The following is a 26,357-nucleotide window of genomic DNA, read 5'->3' on the forward strand; positions in this document are numbered from 1 at the left end:
GGCCGGGCCGGCTTTGGCTATAAGGCGCGCGACTTCATGCTTCATGATTTTTCCAAACAAGGTGGACTGCCCAGATGGCTGTGGAACGCACGCTCTCGATCATCAAGCCCGACGCGACTCGTCGCAACCTGACCGGCAAGATCAACGCGCTGCTGGAAGGGGCGGGGCTGCGTATCGTCGCCCAGCGCCGGATCCAGATGACGCGGACCCAGGCCGAGACCTTCTACGCGGTGCACAAGGAACGCCCGTTCTTCGGCAGCCTGTGCGACTTCATGACCTCCGGTCCGGTCGTCGTCCAGGTTCTCGAGGGCGAGAACGCGGTGGCGAAGAACCGCGAAGTCATGGGTGCGACCAATCCGGCCGACGCCGCGCCGGGCACCATCCGCAAGGAATTCGCCGAGAGCATCGAGGCGAATTCGGCACACGGGTCCGATTCCGCCGAGAATGCCGCGGTCGAGATCGCCTATTTCTTCGCTGGCGCCGACATCGTCGGCTGAGACCCGGGTAACCGGACCGGCCCGACCGCCCGGATCGCCGCGCAGGACCGCTCGATCAGCGCCTGCGCGGCAACGCGGTCGAGTGGCAGCGGCAGCCGGGCCCTGAGCCAGGGGCCGATCAGCGTCAGGCGGCTGCCCTGGCCGTTCTGCCGCACGAAGCGGCGGGCCCGCCCGGTCGCGCGCCGCGCCGCTAGGCGGCACAGGGCCGGGGCAAGATCCGCCCGGTCGGCCAGATAGCCGCCGAGGGCGGCATTCAGATCATGGGTTTCCTGGGCCGCCCGGTTCGACATCCGGTCGCCGCCGCCGTCGCCCGCCAGCGGGCAATCGGCGACCAGGTCGTCGATCTGCGCGAAGGGACCAAGCCCCGCGAGCCTCAGGAACAGCGAATAATCCTGCACGAAGACGCGCTCGTCGCAGCCGCCGGCGGCGAAGAGCAGCTCGCGCCGCGCCAGCATGTCGCTCGGCGTCCAGTCGACCGCGCGGATGACCCGTGGCAGCGGATCGGGCCAGATCTCCGGGGCGGTTTCCGGCGGGTTGGCGCTTTGCCCCGAACTCGGTGTCGCGGAGGCGTCCGGGTCGTAGCGGCCATGGCGGCCGAAGGCGACGCCGGCGCCGCCCCGCCGGATCGCGTCGAGCAGCTTCAGGGTGGCATCGGGCCTCAGGACGTCGTCGCCGTCGACCAGCTTGACATAGTCGCCGGTCGCCCGGGCGAGCCCCGCATTGGTCGCGAAGGCCGGCCCGGCATTGGCCTGCTCGATGAGGATGAGGTTCGGCCAGTCCCGCGTCGCTTCGCGGACCAGGGCCGCCGAGCCGTCGGTCGAGCCGTCGTCGACGATCACGTACTCGCGGGCGAATTCGCCCTCTTGGTCGGCGAGGGCGGCGAGGACGCGCGGCAGGTAGCGCGCCTTGTTGTAGACGGTGACGACGAAGCTGACAGTCGGGCCGCCGGCCGTCATGGGTCTTGCCGCTGTCCGCTGCCGGTCATGGCTCCGGCGAGAGCAGGCGGTTGTCGCCGCAGCCGCTGTCGCGGATCCGCACGCGTTCGCCGTAGATGCTGACCCGGCCCTCGGCGATCCAGCGGAGCGCGGCCGGGTAGATCCGGTGTTCCTCGGCAAGGATGCGGGCGGCCAGGCTGTCCGGCGTGTCGTTGTCGGCGACCGGCACGGCGGCCTGGGCGATGATCGGGCCGGAATCCATTTCCGGGCGCACGTAATGGACCGTGCAGCCGCTGATCCGGACGCCGGCATCGAGGGCCCGTTCATGCACATGCAAGCCCTTGAAGGCGGGCAGCAGCGAGGGATGGATGTTGACCAGCCGGTCGCGCCAGGAGTTGACGAAATCGTTGCCGAGGATGCGCATGAAGCCGGCGAGGCAGACCAGTTCGACGCCGGCGGCGCGGAGCGCGCCGTCCATCGCCGCTTCGAAGGCCGCCCTGTCCGCATGGTCGCGGTGGTCGATGACGGCCGTCGCGATGCCGGCGGCAGCGGCCGTGGCGAGGCCGCCCGCGTCGGCGCGGTTGGCGACCACCAGCACGATCTTCGCCGGATGGTCGGGCAGGGCGGTGGCGCGGATCAGCGCCTCCATGTTGCTGCCGCGGCCGGAGATCAGGATCCCGACCTTCACGAGCCCCGGGTCCGTTCGTTCATCGGTCCCATGCCGTCCTGTTTCCGTCATAGCGGACGCGTTCGGCTCCGCCGTCGGCGGCTTCGAGCCGGCCGATGGCGACCGTCGGCACAGCGGCATCGCGGAAACAGGCGGTCAGGGCCTCGGCACGCTCGGCCGCGACGACCGCGATCATGCCGATTCCGCAATTGAAGGTGCGCAGCATTTCCGCCGTCTCGATGCCGCCCTGCTTGGCCAGCCAGCCGAAGACCGGCGGCGCGCGCCAGCTTTCCAGGTCGATCCGGGCATTCACGCCGTCGGGCAGGACACGTGGCAGGTTTTCCGTCAGCCCGCCACCGGTGATATGCGCGAGCGCCCGGACGCCGCCTTCGGCGATCGCCGCCAGGGCCGGGCGGACATAGATGCGGGTCGGCTCCAGCAGCGCCTCGCCAAGGCTGCGCGGATCCTCGAAGGGGGCGGGACCGGCGAGATCGAAGCTGCCATTGTCGAGAATCCGGCGGACCAGCGAGAAGCCGTTCGAATGGACGCCAGATGCAGCGAGGCCGAGCAGCACGTCGCCGGCCGCCGCCTCGGCCCCGGTGAGCAGCGCCTGGCGCTCGACCGCGCCGACAGCGAAGCCGGCGAGATCGTAGTCGCCGCCGCCGTACATGCCGGGCATTTCCGCCGTCTCGCCGCCGATCAGGGCGCAACCGGCGATCCGGCAGCCCTCGGCGATGCCCTCGACGACGCGCCGGGCGACATCGATCTCGAGCCGGCCGCTGGCGTAATAGTCGAGGAAGAAGAGCGGCTCCGCGCCCTGCACGACGAGGTCGTTGACGCACATCGCGACGAGATCGATTCCGACCCCGGCATGGCGACCCGCCTGGCCGGCGAGCTTCAGCTTCGTGCCGACCCCGTCGGTCGCGGCGACCAGCAGCGGGTCCCGGAAGCCGGCCGCCTTGAGGTCGAAGAGGGCGCCGAAACCGCCAAGCGCCGCGTCGGCGCCCGGACGGCGCGTCGAGGCGGCCGCGGGAACGATGGCGCGGACGAGCGCGTCGCCGGCCTCGATATCGACGCCGGCGTCCTTGTAAGTGACGCCTTTGTTGCTGCTTTCCCTGCTCATGGGATAGGCTTGCCCACCGATTTTCGCGAACTGGTAAGAGCCCCGGTCGGGGCGCGCCGAACATACTTCTTTTCGGACGGTTTTCAATGTTGCTGACCATTCGTCGCATAGCCCGCGATCACGCCATGGTGGCGGTCGTGAGCCTGCTGGCCTGCCTGGCGGCGGGCGATGCCCTGGCGCGCGACATCTTCAGCGTCGAGGGGATCGCCGTCGACCGCTCGGCGGCGAGCGCCGCGGAGGCGCGGGTGCAGGCGCTGCGCGACGGCCAGCGCGAGGCCCTGGGGCTGCTGCTCCGCCGGCTGACGCTCAAGGCCGATCACGGGCGGCTGCCATCGCTTTCCGACACCGATCTCACCACCGTGGTGAAGAGCATCGGGATCGACAACGAGAAGACCTCGCCGACCCGCTATCTCGCGAGCCTCTCGGTGAGCTTCAAGCCGAACGAGATCCGCTCGCTGCTGCGGAACGCGGGCATCCCGTTCAGCGAGACCCTGAGCAAGCCGATGCTGGTCCTGCCGGTCTACCGGACCGCCGGCGGCCCGGTACTATGGGATTCCGGCAGCGAATGGTTCAACGCCTGGGCGGCGATCGAGCGCCCGGACTCGGTCATCCCGGTGATCCTGCCGCTCGGCGACATCGACGACATCGCGACCATCTCCGCCGATGCGGCGCTGGCCGGGAACCAGGAGGCGATCGATCGCATGGTGGCCCGCTACAACGTCGCCGAGCTGCTGGTCGCCGAGGCGGCGATCGTCGACACCACGGTCGACGGGAACGGCACGGTGAACGGCGGTCAGCTCGCCCTGGCGCTCTATCGGTACGGCGCCGGCGGTCCGCAGAGCCGGGTGGAAAATTTCGCGCTTTCCGGCACGACCGCCGAGATCCTGGCGCAGGGCGCGCGGCTGAGCGTCGAATCGCTCGAGGATGCGTGGAAGGCCGACAACCTGCTTCGCTTCGGCGAGGAGGGAGTGCTGAGCGCGCTGGTGCCGCTCACCGACCTGTCCGGCTGGCTCACCGTGCGCGACCGGCTGGAGCGCGCGGCGGCGGTTCGCCGCATCGATCTCGCGGCGCTCACCGTGACCGACGCCCAGGTCGTGCTGCATTATCTCGGGTCGCCCGAACAGCTTGCCGTGGCGCTCGCCCAGCTCGACCTCTCTCTGGCCGAGGAAGGCGGCTACTGGACGCTCCGCGTGGCCTCGTCTACCCGCTAGCATCCGACTCGCCGCCACCCGCGAAGGACGCCGGTCTTGAACCTGCCGAACTGCATCACGCTCGCCCGACTGTTCTCGGTGCCGCTGATCGTCTGGCTCATGCTGGCCGACCGGACCCTGGCGGCGCTTGCCGTGTTCCTTCTGGCGGGACTCTCCGACGCGGTCGACGGAATCATCGCCAAGCGCTTCAACCTGGTCACCGATCTCGGGCGCTTCCTCGACCCGGTCGCCGACAAGCTGCTGCTCACCAGCGTCTATGTCACGCTCGGGCTCAAGGGCGGGCTGCCGACCTGGCTGGTCATCCTGGTGGTCAGCCGCGATCTGCTGATCGTCGGCGGCGCGCTGTTCTCGATCTTTCTCGGCATGTCGATGCGGGTGCTGCCGTCCTTCATCTCGAAACTCAACACGCTTCTGCAGATACTGCTGGCCGCGCTGGCGCTGGCGCATATGGAATATGCCGATCTTTACGCCACCGCCTTTGATATCCTTGTCGGACTCGTCGCCGCGACGACGGTGCTGTCGGGGGCCGGCTATCTTCGATACTGGATCAGCCTGCAGGAACGCTGAGGGAAGGCGATGACGCTTCGACAACATGCCCGGTTCTGGCTGATCGCGATTCTCGTCGCCGGCCTGTTCCTCTATTTTCTCGCCGACATCCTGCTGCCCTTCGTGCTCGGCATGGCGGTCTCGTATTTCCTCGACCCGGTCGCCGACCGGCTGGAGGCGGCGGGGCTCTCGCGCACCCTGGCAACCACAGTGATCACGCTGCTGTTCGTGATCGTCACGCTCGCCGGCTTCGTCGTCGTGGTCCCGCTGATCATCGAACAGACCGCTGGCCTCGCGGAGCGGCTGCCGGAATATGTCCGGAAGCTGCTGGAGGCGAGCATGCCGCTGATCGAGCGGGTGGTCGACATGTTCTTCCATGGCGACGCGGAGAGCCTGAAACAGGCGATCGGAGCCCAGGCGAGCAGCCTCGTGCAGTCGGTCGGGGCGATTGCGGCGAAGCTGGTCGGGGGCGGGCTCGCGGTCGTCAACCTGGTCTCGCTGCTGATCGTGACGCCGGTCGTGACCTTCTACCTGCTGCGCGACTGGGACGAGATCGTCGCCCGCATCGACGGCTGGCTGCCGCGCCGGCAGGCCGGGACGATCCGCCGCCTGGCGCGCGAGACCGACCGGGTGCTGGCCGGCTTCGTGCGCGGCCAGGCCACGGTCTGCATCATCCTGGCACTCTATTACGGCATGGCGCTGCTCGCCGTCGGGCTCGATTTCGGGCTCGTGATCGGCCTTGTCACGGGACTGATCTCCTTCATCCCCTTCGTCGGAGCGATCGTCGGCTTCGTCGCCTCGGTGGGCGTGGCGCTGCTGCAGTTCTGGCCGGATTATCCGATGATCGCCATCGTCGGCGTGATCTTCGTGGTCGGCCAGGTGCTGGAAGGCAACGTGCTGACCCCGCGGCTGGTCGGCGGCAGCGTCGGTCTGCACCCGGTCTGGGTGATGTTCGGGCTGTTCGCCGGGGGATCGCTGTTCGGCTTCGTCGGCATGCTGATCGCGGTGCCGACAACGGCGGTCGCCGGCGTGCTCGCCCGGTTCAGCCTCGGGCAGTATCTCGCCAGTCCGTTCTATCACGGCACCGCCGAGGATGCCGATGGCGCCGCGCTGGCCACCCCGCCGCCGCCGCCCGAGCATACCCCGCCGCCGCCCGCCAAGGATGCGCCATGACGAACCGGCAGCTCGCCCTTGCCCTGCCGCACCGGCCGGCCTTCGGATTCGAGGATTTCCTCGTCGCGCGCTGCAACGAGGCCGCCGTCGGCTGGCTTGACCGCTGGCCGGACTGGCCGATGCGGGCGCTGCTGCTGGTCGGGCCGGCGGGGTCGGGGAAAAGCCATCTGGTGCGGGTCTGGGCCGAGCGGAGCGGGGCGCCGATCGTCGCCGCGGAACGCTATTCCGCGGCCGTCGATGCCCGCTGCCTTGTCATCGAGGACGCCGATCGCGGGCTCGACGAGGAGGCGCTGTTCCATGCCTTCAACCGGTTGGCCGAACAGGACGGCTCCCTGCTGCTGACCGCGCGGGCGCCGCTGGCGGCGTGGCCGGTGATCCTGCCGGACCTGCGCTCGCGCCTGCAGGCGGCCGGGTCGGTCCGTCTCGACGGGCCGGACGACGAATTGCTGGCCGCGCTGCTGGTCAAGCAGTTCGCGGACCGGCAGATCGATGTCCACGTCGACTTGATCAGCTATCTGGTCGCCCGGATGGAGCGCACTTTTTCGGCTGTCGGCCATATTGTAGGATCGCTCGACGCCGCCGCGCTGGTCGAGAAGCGCCCGGTGACGGTGCCGTTCGCGCGTCGCGTGCTCGGTTGGGAGAATGAGGGGAAACGATCCGGCCGACGTCTGACCGACGCCTGATCATGTGATTATCTGGGGGAGAGAGTAGCGTGGACATGGGTATTTCAGGGCGCAGCGCGCTCGTTTGTGCGGCCAGCAGGGGGCTTGGCAAGGCCTGCGCGATGGCGCTCGCCGCCGAAGGCGTGGCGGTCACCATCACCGCCCGCAATGCCGATGTCCTGAACGAGGCCGCGGACGAGATCCGCCGCGCCACCGGCGTCTCGGTCACCGCGGTCGCCGGCGACATCACCACGCCGGAAGGGCGTCGCGCGGCGCTTGCCGCCGCCGGATCCCCCGATATCCTTGTCAACAACGCCGGCGGCCCGCCGCCCGGCAATTTCCGCGACTGGACGCTCGACGACTGGAACAAGGCGCTCAACGCCAACATGCTGACGGCGATCGAACTGATCCGGGCCACAGTCGATCCGATGATCGCCCGCCGTTTCGGGCGCATCGTCAACATCACGTCCAGCGCGGTGAAGGCGCCGATCGACATTCTCGGCCTGTCCAACGGCGCGCGCTCCGGGCTAACCGGGTTCGTCGCCGGCGTCGCGCGGACCACGGTCGCCCACAACGTGACCATCAACGGCCTGCTGCCGGGATTGTTCGACACCGACCGGCTGAAGGGCAATTTCGCCGCCCGCGCGCGCTCGACCGGACAGACCGAGGAGGCGGTCAGGGAACAGGCCGCCAAAGCCAACCCGGCCGGGCGCTTTGGCCGGCCGGCGGAATTCGGCGCCGCCTGCGCGTACCTGTGCAGCGCGCACGCGGGCTATATCACCGGGCAGAACATGCTGATCGACGGCGGCAGCTATCCGGGTACGTTCTGAGCGCCCGACGCGGCGCGAACAGGAAAGGGAGACGCTAGATGACAGGTCGTCACGGTTTTCGCGCTATCCTTGCATTCTCGACCGGCCTTGCCGCGCTCGCTGCGCTCTCCACCGTGGCCGCGGCGGCGGACGTCGCCGGCGTCTGGGCGACCGAGGAAGAGAAAAGTCACGTCGAGATCGAGCCTTGCGGCGACAAGATGTGCGGCGGGATCATCTGGCTGAAGGAGCCCAATGACGCCGCCGGCAATCCGAAGGTCGACAAGCGGAACGAGGACGAATCGATGCACAGCCGGCCGATCATCGGCCTGCGCCTGCTGGAAGGCTTCGCATCCGCCGGTGACGGGGCCTGGGAAGGCGGCAAGATCTACAATCCCGAGGACGGCAAGACCTATTCCTCGGAGCTGAAGCTGGTCGACGAGGACACCCTGGAAGTGAAGGGCTGCGTCTTCGTGTTCTGCAAGACACAGACCTGGACCCGGGTCGAATAGGACGTTACCGCCGGGGCCGGCCCGAACGGGGGGCGGTCTTGAAGGCGCGCGCCGCTTGACCCGCCGAATCGCGGGCGGTATCGTGCGCGCCATGACCAGCCGCACCCCTGTCGCCCTGCGCGCGCTTCGACTTACTGGCCCGGCGTCCTGAACGACGTCGGGAAACGGTATTCGCGCGTCCATTGGCGACAGGATTTCTCGGTATGAACCGGTCACGAAACTTCCCACGGTATTATTCTCTCCCGGGTCCCGGCGGCCCGTCGCTCGTGCCGGCCCGTCCGTGCGCGCCGGAGTCCGTGTCGCTTCGACTTATTCGGGGTCGGCCCGCGTGAGCAGCGCAGGACGACCCGTTACGACGAGGCTTGACGCAACCGCATTCGAATGATGGCCCAGGCGCCCGGCGCCGAGCGGCCCGAAAGACACGGAGACCCGAGATGACCTTCACCCCCGGCAACAAGTACAAGCCGTTCGAACAGATCCGCCTGGCCGACCGACAATGGCCCGGCAAGACCATCGACAAGGCGCCGATCTGGTGCAGCGTCGACCTGCGCGACGGCAACCAGGCGCTGGTCGAACCGATGGGCGACGGCCGCAAGCGGCGGATGTTCGAGACCCTGGTGGATATCGGCTTCAAGGAGATCGAGGTCGGCTTCCCGAGCGCCTCGCAGACCGATTTCGATTTCGTCCGTGCGCTGATCGACGAGAAGCTCATTCCGGACGACGTCACGATCCAGGTTCTGACCCAGGCCCGCGAGCCGCTGATCCGCCGCACCTTCGAGGCGATCAGGGGCGCCCGCCGGGCGATCGTCCATATCTACAACTCGACCTCCACCCTGCAGCGCCGGGTCGTGTTCGGCCTCGACCAGGCGGGCATCACCCAGATCGCCGTCGACGGCGCCAAGCTGTGTCGCGAACTGGCCGACGCCCAGAACGAGACCGAGGTCATGTTCGAATATTCGCCGGAAAGCTTCACCGGCACCGAGCTCGAATATGCCCGCGACATCTGCGGCGCGGTCACAGACATTTTCGAGCCGACGCCGGACTGGCCGTTGATCATCAACCTGCCGGCGACCGTCGAGATGGCGACGGCCAACATCTATGCCGATCAGATCGAGTGGATGCATCGCAACCTGAAGAAGCGGGATTCGATCATCCTCTCGCTGCATCCCCATAACGACCGCGGGACCGGCGTCGCCGCCGCCGAGCTCGGCGTGATGGCCGGCGCCGACCGGATCGAGGGAACCCTGTTCGGCAACGGCGAGCGCACCGGCAATGTCGACGTCGTGACGCTGGCGCTCAACATGTATACCCAGGGCGTCGCGCCGAACCTGAATTTCGCCGAGATCGACCGCATCAAGAACACGGTCGAGCATTGCAACCGCCTGCCGGTGCATCCGCGCCATCCCTATGCCGGCGAACTCGTCTACACGGCCTTCTCGGGCTCGCACCAGGACGCGATCAAGAAGGGCTTCGCGGCGCTCAAGCAATCCAACAGCGAACTCTGGGAAGTGCCCTATCTGCCGATCGATCCGGCCGACGTGGGCCGCAACTACGAGGCCGTGATCCGCATCAACAGCCAGTCCGGCAAGGGCGGCGTCGCCTATGTCATGGAAGAGGATTACGGGTTTCAGCTGCCCCGGCGATTGCAGGTCGAGTTCAGCAACCTCATCCAGAAGATCACCGACGAGACCGAGGCCGAGGTCAGCCCGGACGAGATCTGGACCCGCTTCGAGAGCGAGTATCTCGACGGCAACGGGCGCTACCAGCTGGTCGAGTACCGGACCGTGCCGGAAAGCCATGCCGCCGAGCGCCGCAAGATCACCGCGGTGATCCGCGAGGACGGCAAGGAGCGGACGATCCATGGCGCTGGCAACGGTCCGATCGACGCCTTCCTCGACGCGCTGTCCGCCGAATGCGGCGCGCAGCTCTCGGTCCGCGACTATTCCGAGCACGCGATCGGCTCCGGCGCCGATGCGATGGCGGTCGCCTATGTCGAGGCGGCGCTCCCCGACGGCAGCTCGCTCTACGGCGTCGGGCGCCACCAGAATATCGTCTCGGCGTCGCTGAAGGCGTTGTTGAGTGCTGTCAACCGTTCGCAACAGTAATAGTCTAGGGTCCGACCATCCCGGACTGTGAGTCCGGACATCGACTGGAAACGGGGCGAGTGGCACGATGGCGAGGACGAAATCGGGTGGACGGGGTGCGGTCAGGGCGGCGGCTGAAGGCGTCGCCGCGGCGGCGAAGCCGGACGTTGTCGCGCCGCTGGAACTGACCGACCCCGATCGCTTCATCAACCGGGAGATCTCCTGGCTCGCCTTCAACTGGCGGGTCATGGAAGAGGCCCGCAACGTGCGTCACCCGCTTCTCGAGCGGCTCCGCTTCCTGTCGATCTCGGCCAATAACCTGGACGAGTTCTTCACCGTCCGCGTGGCCGGCCTTGCCGGGCAGGTCAATGCCGGCATCACCCAGACCAGCATCGACGGGCTGACCCCGGCGCAACAGCTCGAACGGGTCGACCAGAAGGCCAACGAGCTGATCGTTGCCCAGCAGGAGGCCTGGAAGGAGATCAAGGCGGCGCTCCGCGAGGCAGGTGTCACGGTCACCGATCCGGCCGGCCTGACGGACGCCGAGCGGGAATGGCTGGACGGCTATTTCTTCGACCATATCTTCCCGGTGCTGACGCCGATGGCGGTCGACCCGGCGCACCCGTTCCCGTTCATCCCGAACTTCGGCTTCGGGCTGCTGCTGCTGCTGGAACGCGCCAAGGATGCTTTCCGGATGAACGCCCTGATCCTGCTGCCGAACCAGTTCGGGCGCTTTGTCCGGCTGCCCGGCGACGAAACCCGCTTCATCAGCCTCGAGCATATCGTCGAGATCTACCTCGGCCAGATGTTCCCCGGCTACAACGTTGTCGGGAAAGGCTATTTCCGGGTTCTGCGCGACAGTGACGTGGAAATCGAGGAAGAGGCCGTCGATCTCGTCCGGGTGTTCGAGAACGCGCTGATGCGCCGCCGCCGGGGCACCGTGGTCCGCCTCAAGGTCGATTCCGACATGCCGCCGGCCTTGCGCCGGTTCGTCGCCGACAAGCTCGAGGTTGAGCATCGCTCGGTCTACGTGATCGACGGCCTGGTCGGCATGGTCGACATCAAGCGGCTGATCGTCGACGACCGTCCCGACCTGGTCTTCAAGCCCTATGTCGCGCGCTTCCCCGAGCGCGTCCGCGACACCGGCGGCGACTGTTTCGAGGCGATCCGCCAGAAGGATTTCGTCGTCCACCATCCCTACGAGAGCTTCGACGTCGTCGTCCAGTTCGTCCGCCAGGCGGCGGAGGATCCGAACGTCGTCGCGATCAAGCAGACGCTCTACCGGACCTCGGACGATTCGCCGATCGTCAAGGCGCTCATCAAGGCGGCCGAGCGCGGTGTCTCGGTGACCGCGATGGTCGAGCTCAAGGCCCGTTTCGACGAGGCTGCGAACATCAAGTGGGCGCGCGATCTCGAACGGGCAGGGGCCCAGGTGGTCTACGGCTTCATCGACATGAAGACCCACGCCAAGGTGTCGCTGGTGGTGCGCCGGGAGGGCGGCGGGCTGCATTCCTACGCCCATTTCGGCACCGGCAACTACCACCCGGTGACCGCAAAGGTCTATACGGACCTGTCGTTCTTCACCGACGATCCGGACCTGACCAAGGACGCGGCCTACCTGTTCAATTTCATGACCGGCTATGCCCAGCCGGACCGGCTGACGCGGATCGCCGCCTCGCCGCATACCCTGCGCAAGCGCCTGATCGAGCTGATCGAGGCGGAGATCGCCCATGCCCGGGCCGGCCGCCCGGCGACGATCTGGGCCAAGCTCAACTCGCTGGTCGACGGCCGCATCATCGACGCGCTTTACCGGGCGAGCCAGGCCGGCGTCGAGATCCGGCTCGTGGTGCGCGGCATCTGCTGCCTGCGGCCGGGCGTGCCGGGCCTGTCCGAGACGATTCGGGTGAAGAGCATCGTCGGACGTTTCCTTGAGCATTCCCGTATCGTATGTTTCGGCGACGGACACGAGATGCCGTCGCGCGAAGCCAAGGTCTACATCAGCTCGGCCGACTGGATGACACGCAATTTCGACTGGCGGGTCGAGACCCTGGTCCCGGTTTCGACGCCGTCGATTCACCAGCAGGTGGTCGACCAGATCATGGTCGCCTGTCTCAAGGATAACCTGCAATCGTGGGAACTCTGCCCCGACGGACAGTATGAGCGGACCGTTCCGCAAGATGAGGAGCCGTTCTCGGCGCACGACTATTTCATGACCAATCCATCGCTTTCGGGGCGCGGCAAGGCGCTCGAGCTCTCGAAACCCGTTCCGACACTCGAATTGCTGGACAATTGAGCGCACGCCTGACTTCGAAACGGGATAGTGGTGGTCTCGCCCCGGGCGGTCAGGTCTCGGCGGTCATCGATATCGGCTCCAACTCGGTCCGGCTCGTCGTCTTCGACGGGCCGCCCCGGGCGCCGCTGCCCAAGTTCAACGAGAAGGCGACCTGCGGTCTCGGCCAGGGCATTGCCGAGACCGGCGCCCTCAAGGCGGAATCGATCGAGGCCGCGATCACCACGCTGAAACGGTTTTCCAAGCTGCTCGCCCTGATGGGCGTCGAGCGGGTCCGCGTCGTCGCCACGGCGGCCGTTCGCGAGGCCAGCAACGGCGACGAGTTCGTCCGCCGGGTACGCCGGGAATGCCATTTCGACGTGCAGGTGCTGAGCGGCCGGGAGGAGGCGCGCTATGCCGCCTACGGCGTCATGGCCGGCACGCCGCACGCCGATGGTATCGTCGGCGATCTCGGTGGCGGCAGCCTCGAACTGGTGAATGTCTCCCGTGCCCGGCTTGGGCGCTCGGCGACCCTGCCGCTCGGCGCGCTCCGCCTCTATTCGAGCGGCCTCAAGGGGGCGGCGCTGGAGGACGAGATCGACCGGCGGTTCGCGACCCTGCCGTGGCTGGCCGGGGGCAAGGGCCGGCCGATCTACGTGGTCGGCGGCGCCTGGCGGGCGATTGCCCGCATTCACATGGCGCAGGAGGATTATCCGCTGCGCGTCATCCACAATTACCGCCTGCCGCAGGCCGAGGCGATCGAGGTCTGCCGCCTGCTGGCCCGGCAGAGCACCGAGTCGCTGGCCGGGCTGTCGGCGATCCCCTCGAAGCGCCTGATGACGTTGCAGGTCGCGGCCACCCTGATGGGCCGGCTGCTCGCCGTGACCGGCGCCTCTGGCGTCGATTTCATGTCCTACGGCCTGCGCGAGGGGCTGCTCTACGGCGAACTGAATCCTGCCGAGCGCCGCCGCGACCCGCTGATCGATGCCTGTCGCGACATGGCGGCGCGGGAAGGCCGCTTCCGCGAACATGGCAACGAGCTCCGGCGCTGGCTGATGCCGCTCTTTCCCGATGCCGACAAGTCGCTGCAACGGCTCATCCTCGCCGCCGCCCTGCTCGGCGACATCGCCTGGCGGGTCAATTCCGACTATCGCGCCGGCCAGGCCTTCCGCCGCATCATCCGGGCCCCGTTCGGCGGCATCGACCATCGCGGCCGGGCGATCATCGCGCTCGCCGTCTATGCCCGCTACCGCAACAGCCTGGACGGCGACTCGGCCGCCTCCGGCCGGGCGCTCCTGTCCTCCGAAGACCGCCGCACGGCGCTGGTCATCGGCCTCGGCCTCGGCCTCGCGCACAAGATCTCCGGCGGCACCCTCGGCGTTCTCGACAAGGTTTCGCTGTCGCTCGACAAGAACGCCGTGGCGCTCGAGGTGATGCCCGATTTCCAGCCGCTGCTCGGCGATCATGTCGAGCGTCGCCTGGCCCAGCTTGCCCAGGCGCTCGACCGCGAGGCCCAGCTCCGCCTGCCGGCCTGAGACCGCCAGGCGGACCGGGGAACGGTTTCAGTCTCCGGAGAGCCGCACCAGCTTGACCTGGCGGCGGCCGGCGGCAAGGGCGACGCGACCGGCCTTCAGCGCCAGCGCATCATTGCCGAAGATCTCCCGCCGCCAGCCGCGCATCGCCGCGACGTCCGGCTCGTCCTCCGCGGCAATCCGCTCTAGATCGGCGGTGTTGGCGATCAGTTTCTGCGCGACATCGGCCTCTTCGCTGCGATATTTGAGAAGAACCTTCAAGAGCTCCATGAGCGGCCCGATGCCTTTCGCCGGCGGCAGCTTGGGCGCGGAGGAGGGGCATTCGGATTCCGGCCGCTCCTTGCCGCGGGCGATCGCGGCGAGCATCTCCTGGCCGCTGCGCCCTTCGGCAAGCCCGCGGGAGACGCCCCGGGCGGCGCTGAGTTCCTTCTGGTCCGACGGCGGATGCGCCGCGATCTCGAGCAGCGACTCGTCGCGCAGGATGCGGTTCCGCGGAATGTCCTTGGCCTGGGCCTGGAGTTCGCGCCAGGCGGCGAGTTCCTGCAGGATGGCAAGGAAGCGCGGCTTGTTGTTGCGGGTCTTGAGCCGCTGCCAGGCGCGATCCGGCTCCATCGCGTAGGTCTTCGGATCGCAGAGCACCGCCATTTCCTCGGCCAGCCAGGGCGTGCGGCCGCTCTCGTCGAGCCGGCGCTTGAGCTTCTCGTAGATCACCCGGAGATGGGTGACGTCGGACAGCGCATATTCCAGCTGCCGCTTGGCGAGCGGGCGGCGCGCCCAGTCGGTGAAGCGCGAGCTCTTGTCGACCTCGGCGCGGGCCAGCTTGCGGACCAGCGTATCGTAGGCGGCCGAATCGCCGAAGCCGCAGACCATCGCGGCGATCTGGGTGTCGAAGATCGGTTTCGGCACCCGGCCGGACAGGTGGTAGAAGATTTCCACGTCCTGGCGGGCGGCATGGAAGACCTTGAGCACCGCCTCGTCGGCGAGCAGGCGGAGCAGGGGGTCGAGCGAGATGCCCTCGGCCAGCGGGTCGATGATCATCGCGTCGTCGGGGCCGGCGAGCTGAATCAGGCAGAGATGGGGCCAGTAGCTGTTCTCGCGCATGAACTCCGTATCGACGGTGACATACTCTGCTGCATGAAGCGGTTCACAGGCGGCTTCGAGGGCGGCCGTGTCGGTAATAACTTTCATCGAGATGACGGCTCACTTCCTTGTCTTCGTTGCGGTATCCGCCACGTCGTCCGCGGCACCGGAAAGCCCGGGCGCTACTTGACATCGGCGGTCAATCCATGCGTCTTTTCGCACGCGCCTGCGCCCGCGTTACAAGCCCATTTCCGGATCGAGAGACTATAAATGCATCGCTATCGCACTCACAATTGCGGTGAGCTCCGCACCACCCATGTCGGAGACACCGTGCGGCTTTCAGGCTGGGTGCACCGCAAGCGGGATCACGGCAACCTGATGTTCGTTGACCTGCGTGATCATTACGGCATTACGCAGTGCGTGGTCGAGTCCGACAGCGCGCATTTCCCGATCCTGGAGCGTTTGCGGCCGGAAAGCGTCGTCACCATGACCGGCCGCGTCGTCATGCGGAGCGAGGAGACGGTCAACCGCGACCTCGATACCGGCGAGGTCGAGCTCCGGATCGACACGATGGAAGTCGACTCGAACGCCGACGAACTGCCGATGCCGGTCTTCGGCGAGCACGACTATCCGGAGGATATCCGGCTGCGCTACCGCTTCCTCGACCTGCGGCGCGAGAACCTGCATCGCAACATCGTGCTGCGCTCGAAGGTCATCTCGTCGCTGCGCCGGCGCATGACCGATCTCGGCTTCATGGAATTCCAGACGCCGATCCTGACCGCCTCGTCGCCCGAGGGCGCACGCGACTTCCTGGTGCCGAGCCGGATGCATCCGGGCCAGTTCTACGCCCTGCCGCAGGCACCGCAGCAGTTCAAGCAGCTCATCATGGTGTCCGGCTTCGACCGCTATTTCCAGATCGCGCCCTGTTTCCGCGACGAGGACGCGCGCGCCGACCGGAGCCCGGGCGAGTTCTACCAGCTCGACATCGAGATGGCCTTCGTCGAGCAGGAAGATGTCTTCGCCGCCGTCGAACCGGTGATGGCGGGCGTGTTCCAGGAATTCGCCGGCGAGCGCCAAGTGCCGACGCCGTTCCCGCGCATCAGCTATCGCGACGCGATGCTGCGTTATGGCAGCGACAAGCCGGACCTGCGCAACCCGATCGAGATCGTCGACACGACCGAGGCGTTCCGGGGCGGCGGCTTCGGGATCTTCGCCCGCGCCATCGAGGGCGGAGCCGTGGTGCGCGCCATCCCCGCGCCCGGCGCGGCGGCGCAGCCGCGCAGCTTCTTCGACAAGATGAACGACTGGGCCCGGGGCGAGGGCGCGGCCGGTCTCGGCTACGTCGTCTATCGCGACGGCGAGCCGCAGGGCCCGATCGCCAAGAACCTGGGGGCCGAGCGCTGCGAGCGGATCCGCCAGGAATGCGGGGCGAGCGACGGTGATGCGATCTTCTTCGCCTGCGATAAGCCGGCCGGCGCGGCCTCGCTCGCCGGAAAGGCGCGCATGCGGATCGGCGAGCAGCTCGATCTCTGCGAGAAGAATGTCTTCCGCTTCTGCTGGATCGTCGATTACCCGATGTACGAGTACAACGAGATCGATAAGAAGATCGAGTTCAGCCACAACCCGTTCTCGATGCCCCAGGGCGGGCTCGAGGCGCTGGAGACGATGGATCCGCTGGATATCCTTGCCTACCAGTACGACATCGTCTGCAACGGTGTGGAACTGTCGTCGGGGGCGATCCGGAACCATCGTCCGGATATCATGCTGAAGGCCTTCGGGATCGCCGGTTACTCGGCGGAGGAAGTCGAGGAACGGTTCGGGGGCATGCTGCGCGCGTTCCGCTTCGGTGCTCCGCCGCATGGCGGCATTGCGCCGGGCGTCGACCGAATCGTCATGCAGCTGGCCGATGCGCCGAATATTCGCGAGGTCATCCTGTTCCCGATGAACCAGCAGGCTCAGGATCTCCTGATGGGCGCGCCGGCACCGGCCGAACCCAAGCATCTGCGGGAACTTCACATCCGTCTGGCGCCGCCGCCGGCAGCAAAAAGCGGGAGCTAGCCGCCGCGCGAATTAAGGCATTCTAAACGGAATAGTTGCACAATGGGGTCCTTATCAGTAGGTGGTATCGCATTGTGGATGATCTGCGTATCCGGAGGGATCGGGATCGCTTCGTAGCGTTCTCGTTCGCGGCGGCCGACGTCCTGTTCGAACTGGACGAAGCGGGGGCGATAGTTTTTGCCTCCGGGGCCACAAAGGGTCTGTTCGGCACGGACACCGAGGCGATCACCCGGATCGCCTTCCTCGATCTCCTGCATCCGGCCGACAGGCGGACGGTCGATTTCGCGATCCGGAGCCTGCAGCCCGGCCACAGGCTGGAGCCCATGCGGGTGCGGCCGAACGGGTCCGAGGTCGCGGTGCTGCTGGGCGGCTGCCGGCTCGGCGAACCGGACAATCACTGCTTCGTCACCTTCTCCGCCAACAATTCCTCGATCGACGATGTCGATCCGTCCCAGGTCGACGCCGAGACCGGTCTGCTCAATCGCGACAGTTTCCTCCGTCGCGCCCAGGAGCAGCGGCGCGTCGCGGCGAAGAGCAAGCGCAGCAGCGCGATCAACCTCCTCGACATTACCGGGCTCGACAGCCTTGGCGCGGAGAAGTCGGAGGAGGAAACGGCGAAATTCCTCTCCGATCTTGGCTCCCTGATGCGCGCCAACGCGATCGGCGGCGCCCTTGCCGGGCGCCTCGGCGATTCCAAGTTCGCGGTGCTCAGCGGCGAGAACGCGGTTGCCGGCGATATCGAACGCGGCTTCAACGAACTCGTTGCCGAAAGCGGCGGCGGCGGTGCGCTCTCGCTCTCCAGCGCCCAGGTTTCGCTGGATGGCAAGGGCTTGAGCGACGATCAGAGCGCTCGGGCGCTGATCTTCACGATCAACAGTTTCGCCCGCTCGGCGCCCGGTGAATTCTCGATTTCCGATCTCGACGGTGCCTGGAAGAACGAGGCGCTCGCCAACCTGCGCCGGGGTGCCGAACTGAAGAAGATGTTCGACAGCGGGGCGTTCAACATCGTCTTTCAGCCGATCGTCGACCTGAAGTCCCGCGTCCCGCATCATTTCGAGGTGCTGACCCGCTTCGAGGGCGACAGTTCCCCCTACCAGGATATCGTCTTCGCCGAGGATATCGGGCTCATCCTCGAACTTGATCTCGCGGTGTGCCGCAAGGCGATCGACTATCTGAAAGGCTGCGATACCGCCGTCGCGCCGAATCTCGCGATCAACCTCTCGGCCCGTTCACTGTCGAGCGACGGCTTCGTCGACAAGCTCCTGGGCGAGCTGGAACAGTTCGGCGAGGACCACAAGTCGATCAGCTTCGAGGTCACGGAATCGACCGAAATCGACAATCTCGACCGCATGAACCAGATTCTCGGCAGGTTGCGGGGCCTTGGCTACCAGGTCGGCCTCGACGATTTCGGCGCCGGCGCCGCCTCGCTCTCCTACATACAGGCGCTCGAGATCGACATCGTGAAGCTCGACGGGAAATATATCCGCAAGATGATCGACAGCCCGCGCGACCGGGCCATTCTCCGCTCGATGGCCGTGCTGTGCGAGGAACTTGGCGTGAAGACCGTGGCGGAGATGGTGGAAACCGAGGAGCAGGCGGTTTCCCTCGCCGATATCGGCATCACCTACGGACAGGGCTGGCTCTTCGGCAAGCCCATCCCGACGGTGCCGGCACCACCCGTGTCGTCCGCCTCGGCGCGGGTCGATCGCGCCTGGCGTCGCCGGAGCATTGCCTGATCGCGACGACGGGATGCCCGTCCGGCAAAAATCGGCGCGCCCCGTACGAATCATGGAGCGCGCCAGTTTCAGGGAGGCTTCTGACACGGGGCCATGATCGGGCCCCGTACGCGAACGCTACCCTACGCTAATCGTCCGAACCCTCGGACTTCCCGGCAAACCGGCAAGCGCGCGGCGGCTCAGGAACAGCCGCTCGTGGCGCCGCAGGTATTGCATTTCAGGCAGGTCCCGTTGCGGACCAGGGTGAAGTTGCCGCACTCTCCGCAGGCATCGCCCTCGTATCCCTTCATCCGCGCCTCGGTGACCTGGTTGATCCGGCTGCCCGTGCCGCCGCCCGCGACCGATGCCGCCGCCTGGCTCGCACCGGCTGCCACCGCCGACGCGCCGCGCGTCGCCTGGCGGCCGGCGCCGCCGTGCAGGACATAGAGATTCGACCGGACATAGCCGTTCGAGGCCAGCGCGACGACGCGGTCGTAATCGGCGATGCCGCCGGCGCCTTCCTCGGTTTCCGCCTGTACGCCGCTCATCATGCCCGCGCTTTGCCGTTCGCCGCTGCCGATGCTGTCGAGGCGCAGGTCCTCGGGCTCGACATGGGCGAGATCGTTGCGCCCGAGATAGGAGACCGCGAGTTCGCGGAAGACATAGTCGAGGATCGAGGTCGACATCTTGATCGCGTCGTTGCCCTCGACGATGCCCGAAGGCTCGAAGCGGGTGAAGGTGAAGGCATCGACGAATTCTTCCAGCGGCACGCCGTATTGCAGGCCGATCGAGATGGCGATCGCGAAATTGTTCATCATGCTGCGGAAGGCGGCGCCCTCCTTGTGCATGTCGACGAAGATCTCGCCGAGCGCGCCGTCGTCGTATTCGCCGGTCCGAAGATAGACCTTGTGACCGCCGACGACCGCCTTCTGGGTATAGCCCTTGCGCCGGAGCGGCAGCCGCTTGCGCTCGGACACGAAGCGCTCGACGATTCGCTCGGCGATGATCTGGGCCGACTGCGCCGCCGGCTTTGCCGCGACTTCGCCGGCGGCCTCGCCCTCGTCCGAATCGTCCTCGAGGATCGAGGCGTTGAGCGGCTGGGAAAGTTTCGAGCCGTCGCGGTAAAGCGCATTGGCCTTGAGGCCGAGCCGCCAGGACAGCATGTAGGCGTCCTTGCAATCCTCGACCGTGGCGCTGTTCGGCATGTTGATGGTCTTCGAGATCGCCCCCGAGATGAAGGGCTGTGCCGCCGCCATCATGCGGATATGGCTTTCCGCCGACAGGTAGCGCCGGCCGATCCGGCCGCACGGGCTTGCGCAGTCGAAGACCGGCAGGTGCTCTTCCTTCAGGTGCGGCGCGCCTTCCACCGTCATGGCGCCGCAGCAGTGGATATTGGCGGTCTCGATCTCGCCCCGGCTGTAGCCGAGGGCGGCCAGCAGATCGAAGCCGGGATCGTTCAGCGCGGCCGCGTCGAGGCCGAGCGTCTCGGTGCAGAAGGCCTCGCCCAGCGTCCATTTGTTGAACACGAAGCGGATGTCGAAGGCGGCCTCGAGCGCGGCCTCCACCTTGTCGATCTCGGCGCTGCCGAAACCCCTGGCCCTCAGGCTGTCGTGATTGATCGCCGGCGCCCCCTCCAGGGTGCCGTGGCCGACCGCGTAGTCGGCGATGTCGGCGATCTGGGTCTCGGAATAGCCGAGCCGCGCGAGCGCGCGGGGCACGGTCTGGTTGATGATCTTGAAATAGCCGCCGCCGGCGAGCTTCTTGAACTTCACGATGGCGAAGTCGGGTTCGATCCCGGTGGTGTCGCAATCCATCACCAGGCCGATCGTGCCGGTCGGCGCGATCACCGTGGTCTGGGCGTTGCGGAAACCGTGCGCCTCGCCGCCGGCAAGCGCGGCCTGCCAGCTTTCCGCGGCGGCGCTGGCGAGCGCCGGGAAGGGGCAGTTCACGATGTCGAGCGGCACCGGCGCGACCGCCAGTTCCTCGTATCCGTCCGCTTCGCCGCGGGCCGCGCGGGCATGGTTGCGGATTACCCGGAGCATGGCCTCCCGGTTGGCCTCGTAACCCGGGAAGGCGCCCAGTTCGCCCGCCATTTCGGCGCTCGCCTGGTAGGCGGTACCGGTCATGAAGGCGGTGATCGCGGCGCAGAAGGCGCGCCCGGCATCGCTGTCGTAGGACATCCCGTTGGCCATCAGCAGCGCGCCGATATTGGCGTAGCCGAGGCCGAGGGTGCGGAAGCGGTAGGAAAGCTCGGCGATTCGCGCCGAGGGGAACTGCGCCATCAGCACCGAGATCTCGAGCGTGACCGTCCAGATACGGACCGCGTGGCGGAAGCCCTCGATGTCGAATTCACCGCTCTCCGCGTCGTGGAAGGTCATCAGGTTGAGCGACGCTAGGTTGCAGGCCGTGTCGTCGAGGAACATGTATTCCGAGCACGGGTTGGAGGCGTTGATGCGGCCGTCCGCGGGGCAGGTGTGCCATTCGTTGATGGTGCTGTCGAACTGGACGCCGGGGTCGGCCGACTGCCAGGCGGCCTCGCCGATCTGGTCCCACAGTTCGCGGGCGCTGACGCGCTTCTGGACCTCGCCGTCGGTGCGGCGAATCAGGTCCCAGTCGCCGTTGTCCAGCACCGCCTGCAGGAAGGCGTTGTTGAGGCGCACCGAGTTGTTCGAATTCTGCCCCGAGACGGTCAGGTAGGATTCCGAATCCCAGTCGGTGTCGTAGGTCGGAAAATCGATCGCCGTATAGCCCTGGCGGGCGAACTGGATGACCCGCTGGACATAGTTTTCCGGAATCATCGCCTTGCGCGCCTCGATGATCGCCTGCCGGAGCGCCTTGTTCCGGCGCGGATCGAAGCGGGCCTCGCCAAGCGCCTCGTCGGCGCAGGCGCCGATCACCCTGTTCAGGTGACGCTCGGCGAGTTTCGAGCCGGCGACCAGGCTCGCCACCTTGCGTTCCTCGGCGACCTTCCAGTTGATGAAGGCCTCGACGTCCGGGTGGTCGATGTCGAGCGTCACCATCTTGGCGGCGCGCCGGGTCGTGCCGCCGGACTTGATCGCCCCGGCGGCGCGGTCGCCGATCTTCAGGAAGCTCATCAGGCCGGACGAGCGGCCGCCGCCGGACAGCGGCTCGTTCTCGCCGCGCAGCGCCGAGAAATTGGTGCCGGTACCGGAGCCATACTTGAACAGCCGGGCCTCGCGGACCCAGAGATCCATGATCCCGCCTTCATTGACGAGATCGTCGCCGACCGACTGGATGAAGCAGGCGTGCGGCTGCGGATGCTCGTAGGCCGAGACCGAGCGGACCGTCTCGCCGGTGACGTGGTCGACGTAGTAGTGGCCTTGCGAGGGGCCGTCGATGCCGTAGGCCCAGTGCAGCCCGGTATTGAACCATTGCGGCGAGTTCGGCGCGCCCATCTGGCGGGCCAGCATGTAGCGCATCTCGTCGTAATAGGCGCGGGCGTCGCTCTCGCCGTCGAAGTATCCGCCTTTCCAGGCCCAGTAGGTCCAGGTCCCGGCCAGCCGGTCGAAGACCTGGCGGGCGTCGCGCTCGCCGCCATAGCGCTTGCCGGCCGGCAGGTCGGCCAACGCCTGCTCGTCGGCGGTGCGCCGCCACAGCCATTTCGGGACATCGTCCTCGGCCACGGTCTTCAGGGCCGCGGGCACGCCCGCCTTGCGGAAGTACTTCTGCGCCAGCACGTCGCAGGCGACCTGCGACCAGTGCGTGGGGACGGCGATGCCGCCCTGGGCGAACACCGCCGAGCCGTCCGGATTGCGGATCTCGCTCGCCGCCTCGCGAAACGCGATCGTCTCGTAGGCGGATGCGCCTTCACTGGTGAAACGACGCTGAATACGCATCCTGAGGCCCCCTAAGCCTGATTGCATGCCGCCGAATCCGGCAGAAATGCTTGATACTATATTTGGTGTAGCAGTGAAATTGCGGCACCGAATGTAGCGAAAACGCGAAAGCGCCGTCAAATCCTTTCGGGCCACCGGGTGCATTGAAGGGGCTTCCGCGGGGTGCCTTCAGACTGGACGCGGGCCCGGGCGAATGCCATATTCCGCGGCGTTCCGGGAAGTCCTCGCCGTCAGACGGCCAGGCATCCGGAAAAGGCCTGTCCGCGGAGGCGGAAGCAGGGTTCCGACTGGTTGTGGCGAAACGGCGAGGCGACGGTAAAGCGATGGCGACCTGGGGTACAAGGCTGTTCACCTGGCTCAACGGCGAGCCGGTCGGCGAGGATTCCTTCGGCAACCGCTATTACACCGAGAAGGGCAAGGGCACCGGGCTCGGCGGCGCCAAGCGCCGCTGGGTGGTCTACAAGGGCCGTCCGGAAGCCTCGAAGGTGCCGGCCGAATGGCATTCCTGGCTGCATCACACCGTCGACGCGTTGCCGACGGAGCGGGCGCGCCAGCCCAAGGACTGGGAGAAGCCGCATCTGCCGAATCTGAGCGGCACCGATCATGCCTACCGTCCGCCGGGTTCGGTGCTGGCCGAGCGCAGCCGGCCCGCCGCGACCGGCGATTACGAAGCCTGGCGCCCCGAGTAACCGGGCGAGGCCGAGGGAGTATCCGATGGGCAGTCATGTCGTCGAAACGGTGATCGGGGCGATCGTGCTCGCGGTCGCGGCCGTGTTCATGGTCTTTGCCTATCGGACCGCCGATCTGGGCGGCCCGGGCAATGCCATCCACCTGACCGCCAAGTTCGACCGCGTCGACGGCCTCAGTGTCGGCAGCGACGTCAGGGTCAGCGGTATCAAGGTCGGCACCATCGTCGGCCAGGACCTGGATCCCAAGAGCTACCTGGCGGTGGTCCGGATGAACGTCGACGCCGATGTCGGCCTGCCGGAGGACACCGCCGCGAAGATCGCCAGCGAGAGCCTGCTCGGCGGGGCCTACCTGGCGCTCGAGCCGGGCGGCGCCGAGGACATGCTGAAGGACGGCGACGAGATCCAGTTCACCCAGGGCTCGGTCAGCATCATGGACCTGATCGGCCAGGCGATCTTCGGCGGTGCCGGCGGCGAGGCGACAAAGGACGGCGCGGCCGCGCCCGCCGACTGACGCCGACCGTGCGCCAGCCCGCGATCACGCGGTGGCTTGCCGGGCTCGCGCTCGGCGCCGCCCTGGCCCTGAGCGCCGCCGCGCAGGCCCAGACGGCGACATCCACTCCCGCGAACCCGCCGGACGGCGCCGGCGAGGCGACGGGGGCCGGGCCCACGGCGGAACGGCCGCTCGCCATCCTGCGCGGGCTCGACAAGATCACCGCCCGGATCTCGACCATAGAGGCGCCGATCGACAGCGAGGTCCGCTTCGGCACCCTGCACATGTTGGTCCGGCATTGCGAGAAGCGGCCGCCGGAAGAGCCGCCCGAGACCACGGCTTTCCTGGAAATCTGGGAACAGCTGCCGGACGAGCCCAGGGTCGTGTGGTTCTCCGGCTGGATGTTCGCCTCGAGCCCCGCGGTCAGCGCGCTCGAGCATCCGGTCTACGATGTCTGGGTCATCGACTGCAAAACCGCTTCGCCCGAGAGTCCCTCCGGCAACCGGTAGAAATCGCCGTTCTGCCGGAGCGCCGAGGCGAGCAGCCGGCGATAGTCCTGGCGCGGGATCTCGATCGCACCGAAGCGGGTCAGATGCTCGGTCACGAACTGGGTGTCGAGCAGCCGGAAGCCGCCAACGGAAAGCCGGACGACCAGATGGACGAGCGCCACCTTGCTGGCGTCCCGGGCTCGCGAGAACATGCTTTCGCCGAAGAAGGCGGCGCCGAGGTTGACGCCGTACAGGCCGCCGACCAGCCGGTCTTCCTGCCAGCATTCGATCGAATGGCCGTGGCCGGCCTCGTGCAGCTCGTCGTAGATCGCCATGATCGTGTCGTTGATCCAGGTCGCGCGGCGGTTCGGCCGGGATTCGGCGCAGCCCTCGACGACCGCATGGAAGGCGCGGTCGACGGTGATCCGGAACGGATCCTGGCGGACCGTGCGGGCGAGCCGTTTGGGAATGTGGAAGCGGTCGAGCGGCAGGATGCCGCGGAAGTCCGGGTTGACCCAGTAGATCGTCGGGTCGTCGCGATCTTCCGCCATCGGGAAACGCCCCGACGCATAGGCGCGGAGCAGGGCTTCAGGCGTCAGCCCCTGCAATTGATAATCCTAATCCAGACTTGAAAGATATTCTTCCAACCACTTGATGTCGTAGGTCCCGTCGACGAAGTCCCGGTTTCCGACGAGATCGGAAAGGAGCGGGATCGTGCAAGTGATGCCGCCGATGACATATTCTTCCAGCGCCCGCCGCAAGCGCATCAGGCATTCGTTCCGGGTATTGCCGTGGACGATCAGCTTGGCGATCAGGCTGTCGTAATACGGCGGAATCCGGTAGCCGGAATAGAGCGCGGAATCGACCCGGACGCCGAGGCCGCCGGGCTGGTGATAATCGGTGACCTGGCCGGGCGAGGCCATGAAGGTGCGCGGATGCTCGGCGTTGATCCGGCATTCGATCGCGTGCCCGGTGAAGCGGACATCCTTCTGGGTGAAGGAAAGCGGCGCCCCGCTGGCGATCCGGATCTGCTCGCGCACCAGGTCGATGCCGGTCACCATCTCGGTCACCGGATGCTCGACCTGCAGGCGGGTGTTCATCTCGATGAAATAGAAGGCGCCGTCCTCATAGAGGAACTCGATGGTGCCGACGCCGAGATAGCCGAGTGCCGAGATCGCCTTCACGACGGTCTCGCCGATTTCCTCGCGCTCGCGGGCGTTGAGGGCGGGCGAGGGCGATTCCTCGACGACCTTCTGGTGGCGCCGCTGCAGCGAGCAGTCGCGCTCGCCCAGGTGAACCACGTTGCCATGCGCGTCGGCGATGATCTGCATCTCGATATGGCGCGGCCGGCTGAGATACTTCTCCATGTAGACGGCATCGTCGCCGAAGGCGTTGCGCGCCTCGGAGCGGGCGTCGGCGATCTCGGCGGACAGCCTTTCCGGCTCCTTCACGACGCGCATGCCGCGCCCGCCGCCGCCCGCCGCCGCCTTGACGAGCACCGGATAGCCGATCTCGGCGGCGATCCGCGCCGCCTCGGCCTCGTCGTCGATGGCGCCGTCCGAACCGGGCACGCAGGGCACGCCGAGCCGACGCACGGTGTCCTTGGCGGCGATCTTGTCGCCCATCAGGCGGATATGCTCGGCCGTCGGGCCGATGAAGGTAATGCCGTGGTCGGCAACGATCTCGGCGAACTTGGCGTTCTCGGAGAGGAAGCCGTAGCCCGGATGAATGGCGTCGGCGTTGGTGATCTCCGCCGCCGCCATGATGGCCGGAATGTTCAGGTAGCTGCGGGCGGCGCTCGGCGGGCCGATGCAGACGCTCTCGTCGGCCAGCCGCACATGCATGGCATCCTCGTCCGCCGTCGAATGGACGGCGACCGTGTGGATGCCCATCTCGCGGCAGGCGCGGTGGATGCGGAGGGCGATCTCCCCGCGATTGGCAATCAGGACCTTGTCGAACATCG

22 protein-coding genes are annotated in these 26,357 nt (G+C 67.2%); 15 read left to right on the top strand and 7 right to left on the bottom strand.

The annotated features are described in order from the left end of the window. Positions 1-74 precede the first annotated feature (74 nt). The gene (gene ndk, locus OCH7691_RS10430; RefSeq protein WP_085883303.1) at positions 75-497 is read left to right on the top strand and encodes a nucleoside-diphosphate kinase; all 423 of its coding nucleotides are present in this window, start codon (positions 75-77) and stop codon (positions 495-497) included. Here the strand turns inward: ndk and OCH7691_RS10435 are convergent. From OCH7691_RS10435 to purM, 3 genes are read right to left on the bottom strand one after another with little or no spacing between them, the layout of a single operon-like run. After that, positions 464-1,453 carry a glycosyltransferase family 2 protein gene (locus tag OCH7691_RS10435; RefSeq protein ID WP_085883304.1) on the bottom strand — a complete coding sequence of 330 codons (990 nt, stop codon included), beginning with the start codon at positions 1,451-1,453 and terminating at the stop codon, positions 464-466. The genes ndk and OCH7691_RS10435 overlap by 34 nt on opposite strands. A gap of 25 nt (positions 1,454-1,478) precedes the next feature. Further along, positions 1,479-2,120: a phosphoribosylglycinamide formyltransferase gene (gene purN / locus OCH7691_RS10440; protein ID WP_217807895.1), complete on the bottom strand. Its 642-nt coding sequence runs from the start codon at positions 2,118-2,120 to the stop codon at positions 1,479-1,481. A gap of 19 nt (positions 2,121-2,139) precedes the next feature. Then, complete coding sequence (gene purM / locus OCH7691_RS10445) at positions 2,140-3,222, bottom strand: phosphoribosylformylglycinamidine cyclo-ligase (RefSeq protein ID WP_085883306.1); 1,083 nt, start codon at positions 3,220-3,222, stop codon at positions 2,140-2,142. An 86-nt stretch (positions 3,223-3,308) separates the two neighbouring features. Here purM and OCH7691_RS10450 point away from each other — a divergent pair, with 86 nt between their 5' ends. From OCH7691_RS10450 to OCH7691_RS10490, 9 genes are all read left to right on the top strand, one after another. Then, the gene (locus OCH7691_RS10450; protein ID WP_085883307.1) at positions 3,309-4,433 is read left to right on the top strand and encodes a DUF2066 domain-containing protein; all 1,125 of its coding nucleotides are present in this window, start codon (positions 3,309-3,311) and stop codon (positions 4,431-4,433) included. 36 nt (positions 4,434-4,469) lie between these two features. Continuing rightward, on the top strand, positions 4,470-5,000 hold the full coding sequence (locus OCH7691_RS10455) for a CDP-alcohol phosphatidyltransferase family protein (protein WP_085883308.1): 531 nt from the start codon (positions 4,470-4,472) through the stop codon (positions 4,998-5,000). A gap of 9 nt (positions 5,001-5,009) precedes the next feature. Then, positions 5,010-6,152, top strand: coding sequence for an AI-2E family transporter (locus OCH7691_RS10460; RefSeq protein WP_085883309.1), 1,143 nt, complete (start codon positions 5,010-5,012; stop codon positions 6,150-6,152). Next, complete coding sequence (locus OCH7691_RS10465) at positions 6,149-6,835, top strand: HdaA/DnaA family protein (protein ID WP_085883310.1); 687 nt, start codon at positions 6,149-6,151, stop codon at positions 6,833-6,835. Before OCH7691_RS10460 ends, OCH7691_RS10465 begins: the two co-directional genes overlap by 4 nt. A gap of 29 nt (positions 6,836-6,864) precedes the next feature. Beyond that, the gene (locus OCH7691_RS10470) at positions 6,865-7,644 is read left to right on the top strand and encodes an SDR family oxidoreductase (protein ID WP_085883311.1); all 780 of its coding nucleotides are present in this window, start codon (positions 6,865-6,867) and stop codon (positions 7,642-7,644) included. Positions 7,645-7,682: 38 nt separating this feature from the next. Next, positions 7,683-8,132, top strand: a complete 450-nt coding sequence (locus tag OCH7691_RS10475; protein ID WP_085883312.1) for a DUF2147 domain-containing protein — start codon at positions 7,683-7,685, stop codon at positions 8,130-8,132. A gap of 434 nt (positions 8,133-8,566) precedes the next feature. Further along, positions 8,567-10,237 (top strand): 2-isopropylmalate synthase, encoded by a 1,671-nt coding sequence (gene leuA / locus OCH7691_RS10480; RefSeq protein WP_085883313.1) that lies wholly within the window; start codon positions 8,567-8,569, stop codon positions 10,235-10,237. A 67-nt stretch (positions 10,238-10,304) separates the two neighbouring features. Continuing rightward, positions 10,305-12,509 carry an RNA degradosome polyphosphate kinase gene (locus OCH7691_RS10485; RefSeq protein WP_085883314.1) on the top strand — a complete coding sequence of 735 codons (2,205 nt, stop codon included), beginning with the start codon at positions 10,305-10,307 and terminating at the stop codon, positions 12,507-12,509. Further along, positions 12,506-14,020, top strand: a complete 1,515-nt coding sequence (locus OCH7691_RS10490; RefSeq protein WP_085883315.1) for a Ppx/GppA family phosphatase — start codon at positions 12,506-12,508, stop codon at positions 14,018-14,020. The genes OCH7691_RS10485 and OCH7691_RS10490 overlap by 4 nt, the downstream gene beginning before the upstream one ends. 27 nt (positions 14,021-14,047) lie before the next feature. Here OCH7691_RS10490 and rnd read toward each other — a convergent pair whose 3' ends face one another. Beyond that, entirely contained in the window at positions 14,048-15,205 is a 1,158-nt protein-coding gene (gene rnd, locus OCH7691_RS10495) for a ribonuclease D (protein WP_085883316.1), read from the bottom strand. Positions 15,206-15,367: 162 nt separating this feature from the next. Between rnd and aspS the strand changes: the two genes are divergently transcribed. Further along, positions 15,368-17,155 carry an aspartate--tRNA ligase gene (aspS, locus tag OCH7691_RS10500; protein WP_085883317.1) on the top strand — a complete coding sequence of 596 codons (1,788 nt, stop codon included), beginning with the start codon at positions 15,368-15,370 and terminating at the stop codon, positions 17,153-17,155. 74 nt (positions 17,156-17,229) lie between these two features. After that, positions 17,230-18,891 (top strand): EAL domain-containing protein, encoded by a 1,662-nt coding sequence (locus OCH7691_RS10505; RefSeq protein ID WP_085883318.1) that lies wholly within the window; start codon positions 17,230-17,232, stop codon positions 18,889-18,891. A gap of 179 nt (positions 18,892-19,070) precedes the next feature. On the opposite strand, the gene OCH7691_RS10510 is transcribed toward OCH7691_RS10505, so the two are convergent. Further along, on the bottom strand, positions 19,071-22,727 hold the full coding sequence (locus tag OCH7691_RS10510; RefSeq protein WP_085883319.1) for a vitamin B12-dependent ribonucleotide reductase: 3,657 nt from the start codon (positions 22,725-22,727) through the stop codon (positions 19,071-19,073). A gap of 323 nt (positions 22,728-23,050) precedes the next feature. Between OCH7691_RS10510 and OCH7691_RS10515 the strand changes: the two genes are divergently transcribed. Genes OCH7691_RS10515 through OCH7691_RS10525 form a run of 3 tightly spaced genes read left to right on the top strand, consistent with a single transcriptional unit; the run spans position 23,051 to position 24,415 of the window. Then, positions 23,051-23,416, top strand: a complete 366-nt coding sequence (locus OCH7691_RS10515) for an NADH:ubiquinone oxidoreductase subunit NDUFA12 (protein WP_085883320.1) — start codon at positions 23,051-23,053, stop codon at positions 23,414-23,416. 25 nt (positions 23,417-23,441) lie between these two features. Then, complete coding sequence (gene mlaD / locus OCH7691_RS10520; protein WP_085883321.1) at positions 23,442-23,927, top strand: outer membrane lipid asymmetry maintenance protein MlaD; 486 nt, start codon at positions 23,442-23,444, stop codon at positions 23,925-23,927. A gap of 8 nt (positions 23,928-23,935) precedes the next feature. Further along, a complete protein-coding gene (locus OCH7691_RS10525) occupies positions 23,936-24,415 on the top strand; it encodes a DUF2155 domain-containing protein (protein WP_217807896.1) in 480 nt (159 codons plus the stop codon). On the opposite strand, the gene aat is transcribed toward OCH7691_RS10525, so the two are convergent. Both aat and accC read right to left on the bottom strand, forming a co-directional pair. Next, positions 24,352-25,002, bottom strand: a complete 651-nt coding sequence (gene aat / locus OCH7691_RS10530; protein ID WP_085883322.1) for a leucyl/phenylalanyl-tRNA--protein transferase — start codon at positions 25,000-25,002, stop codon at positions 24,352-24,354. The two genes, OCH7691_RS10525 and aat, sit on opposite strands and share 64 nt — an antisense overlap. A 9-nt stretch (positions 25,003-25,011) precedes the next feature. Further along, a complete protein-coding gene (accC, locus tag OCH7691_RS10535; RefSeq protein WP_085883323.1) occupies positions 25,012-26,355 on the bottom strand; it encodes an acetyl-CoA carboxylase biotin carboxylase subunit in 1,344 nt (447 codons plus the stop codon). Positions 26,356-26,357 lie beyond the last annotated feature (2 nt).

Source organism: Oceanibacterium hippocampi, from assembly GCF_900172325.1.
GTDB lineage: Bacteria > Pseudomonadota > Alphaproteobacteria > Sneathiellales > Sneathiellaceae > Oceanibacterium > Oceanibacterium hippocampi.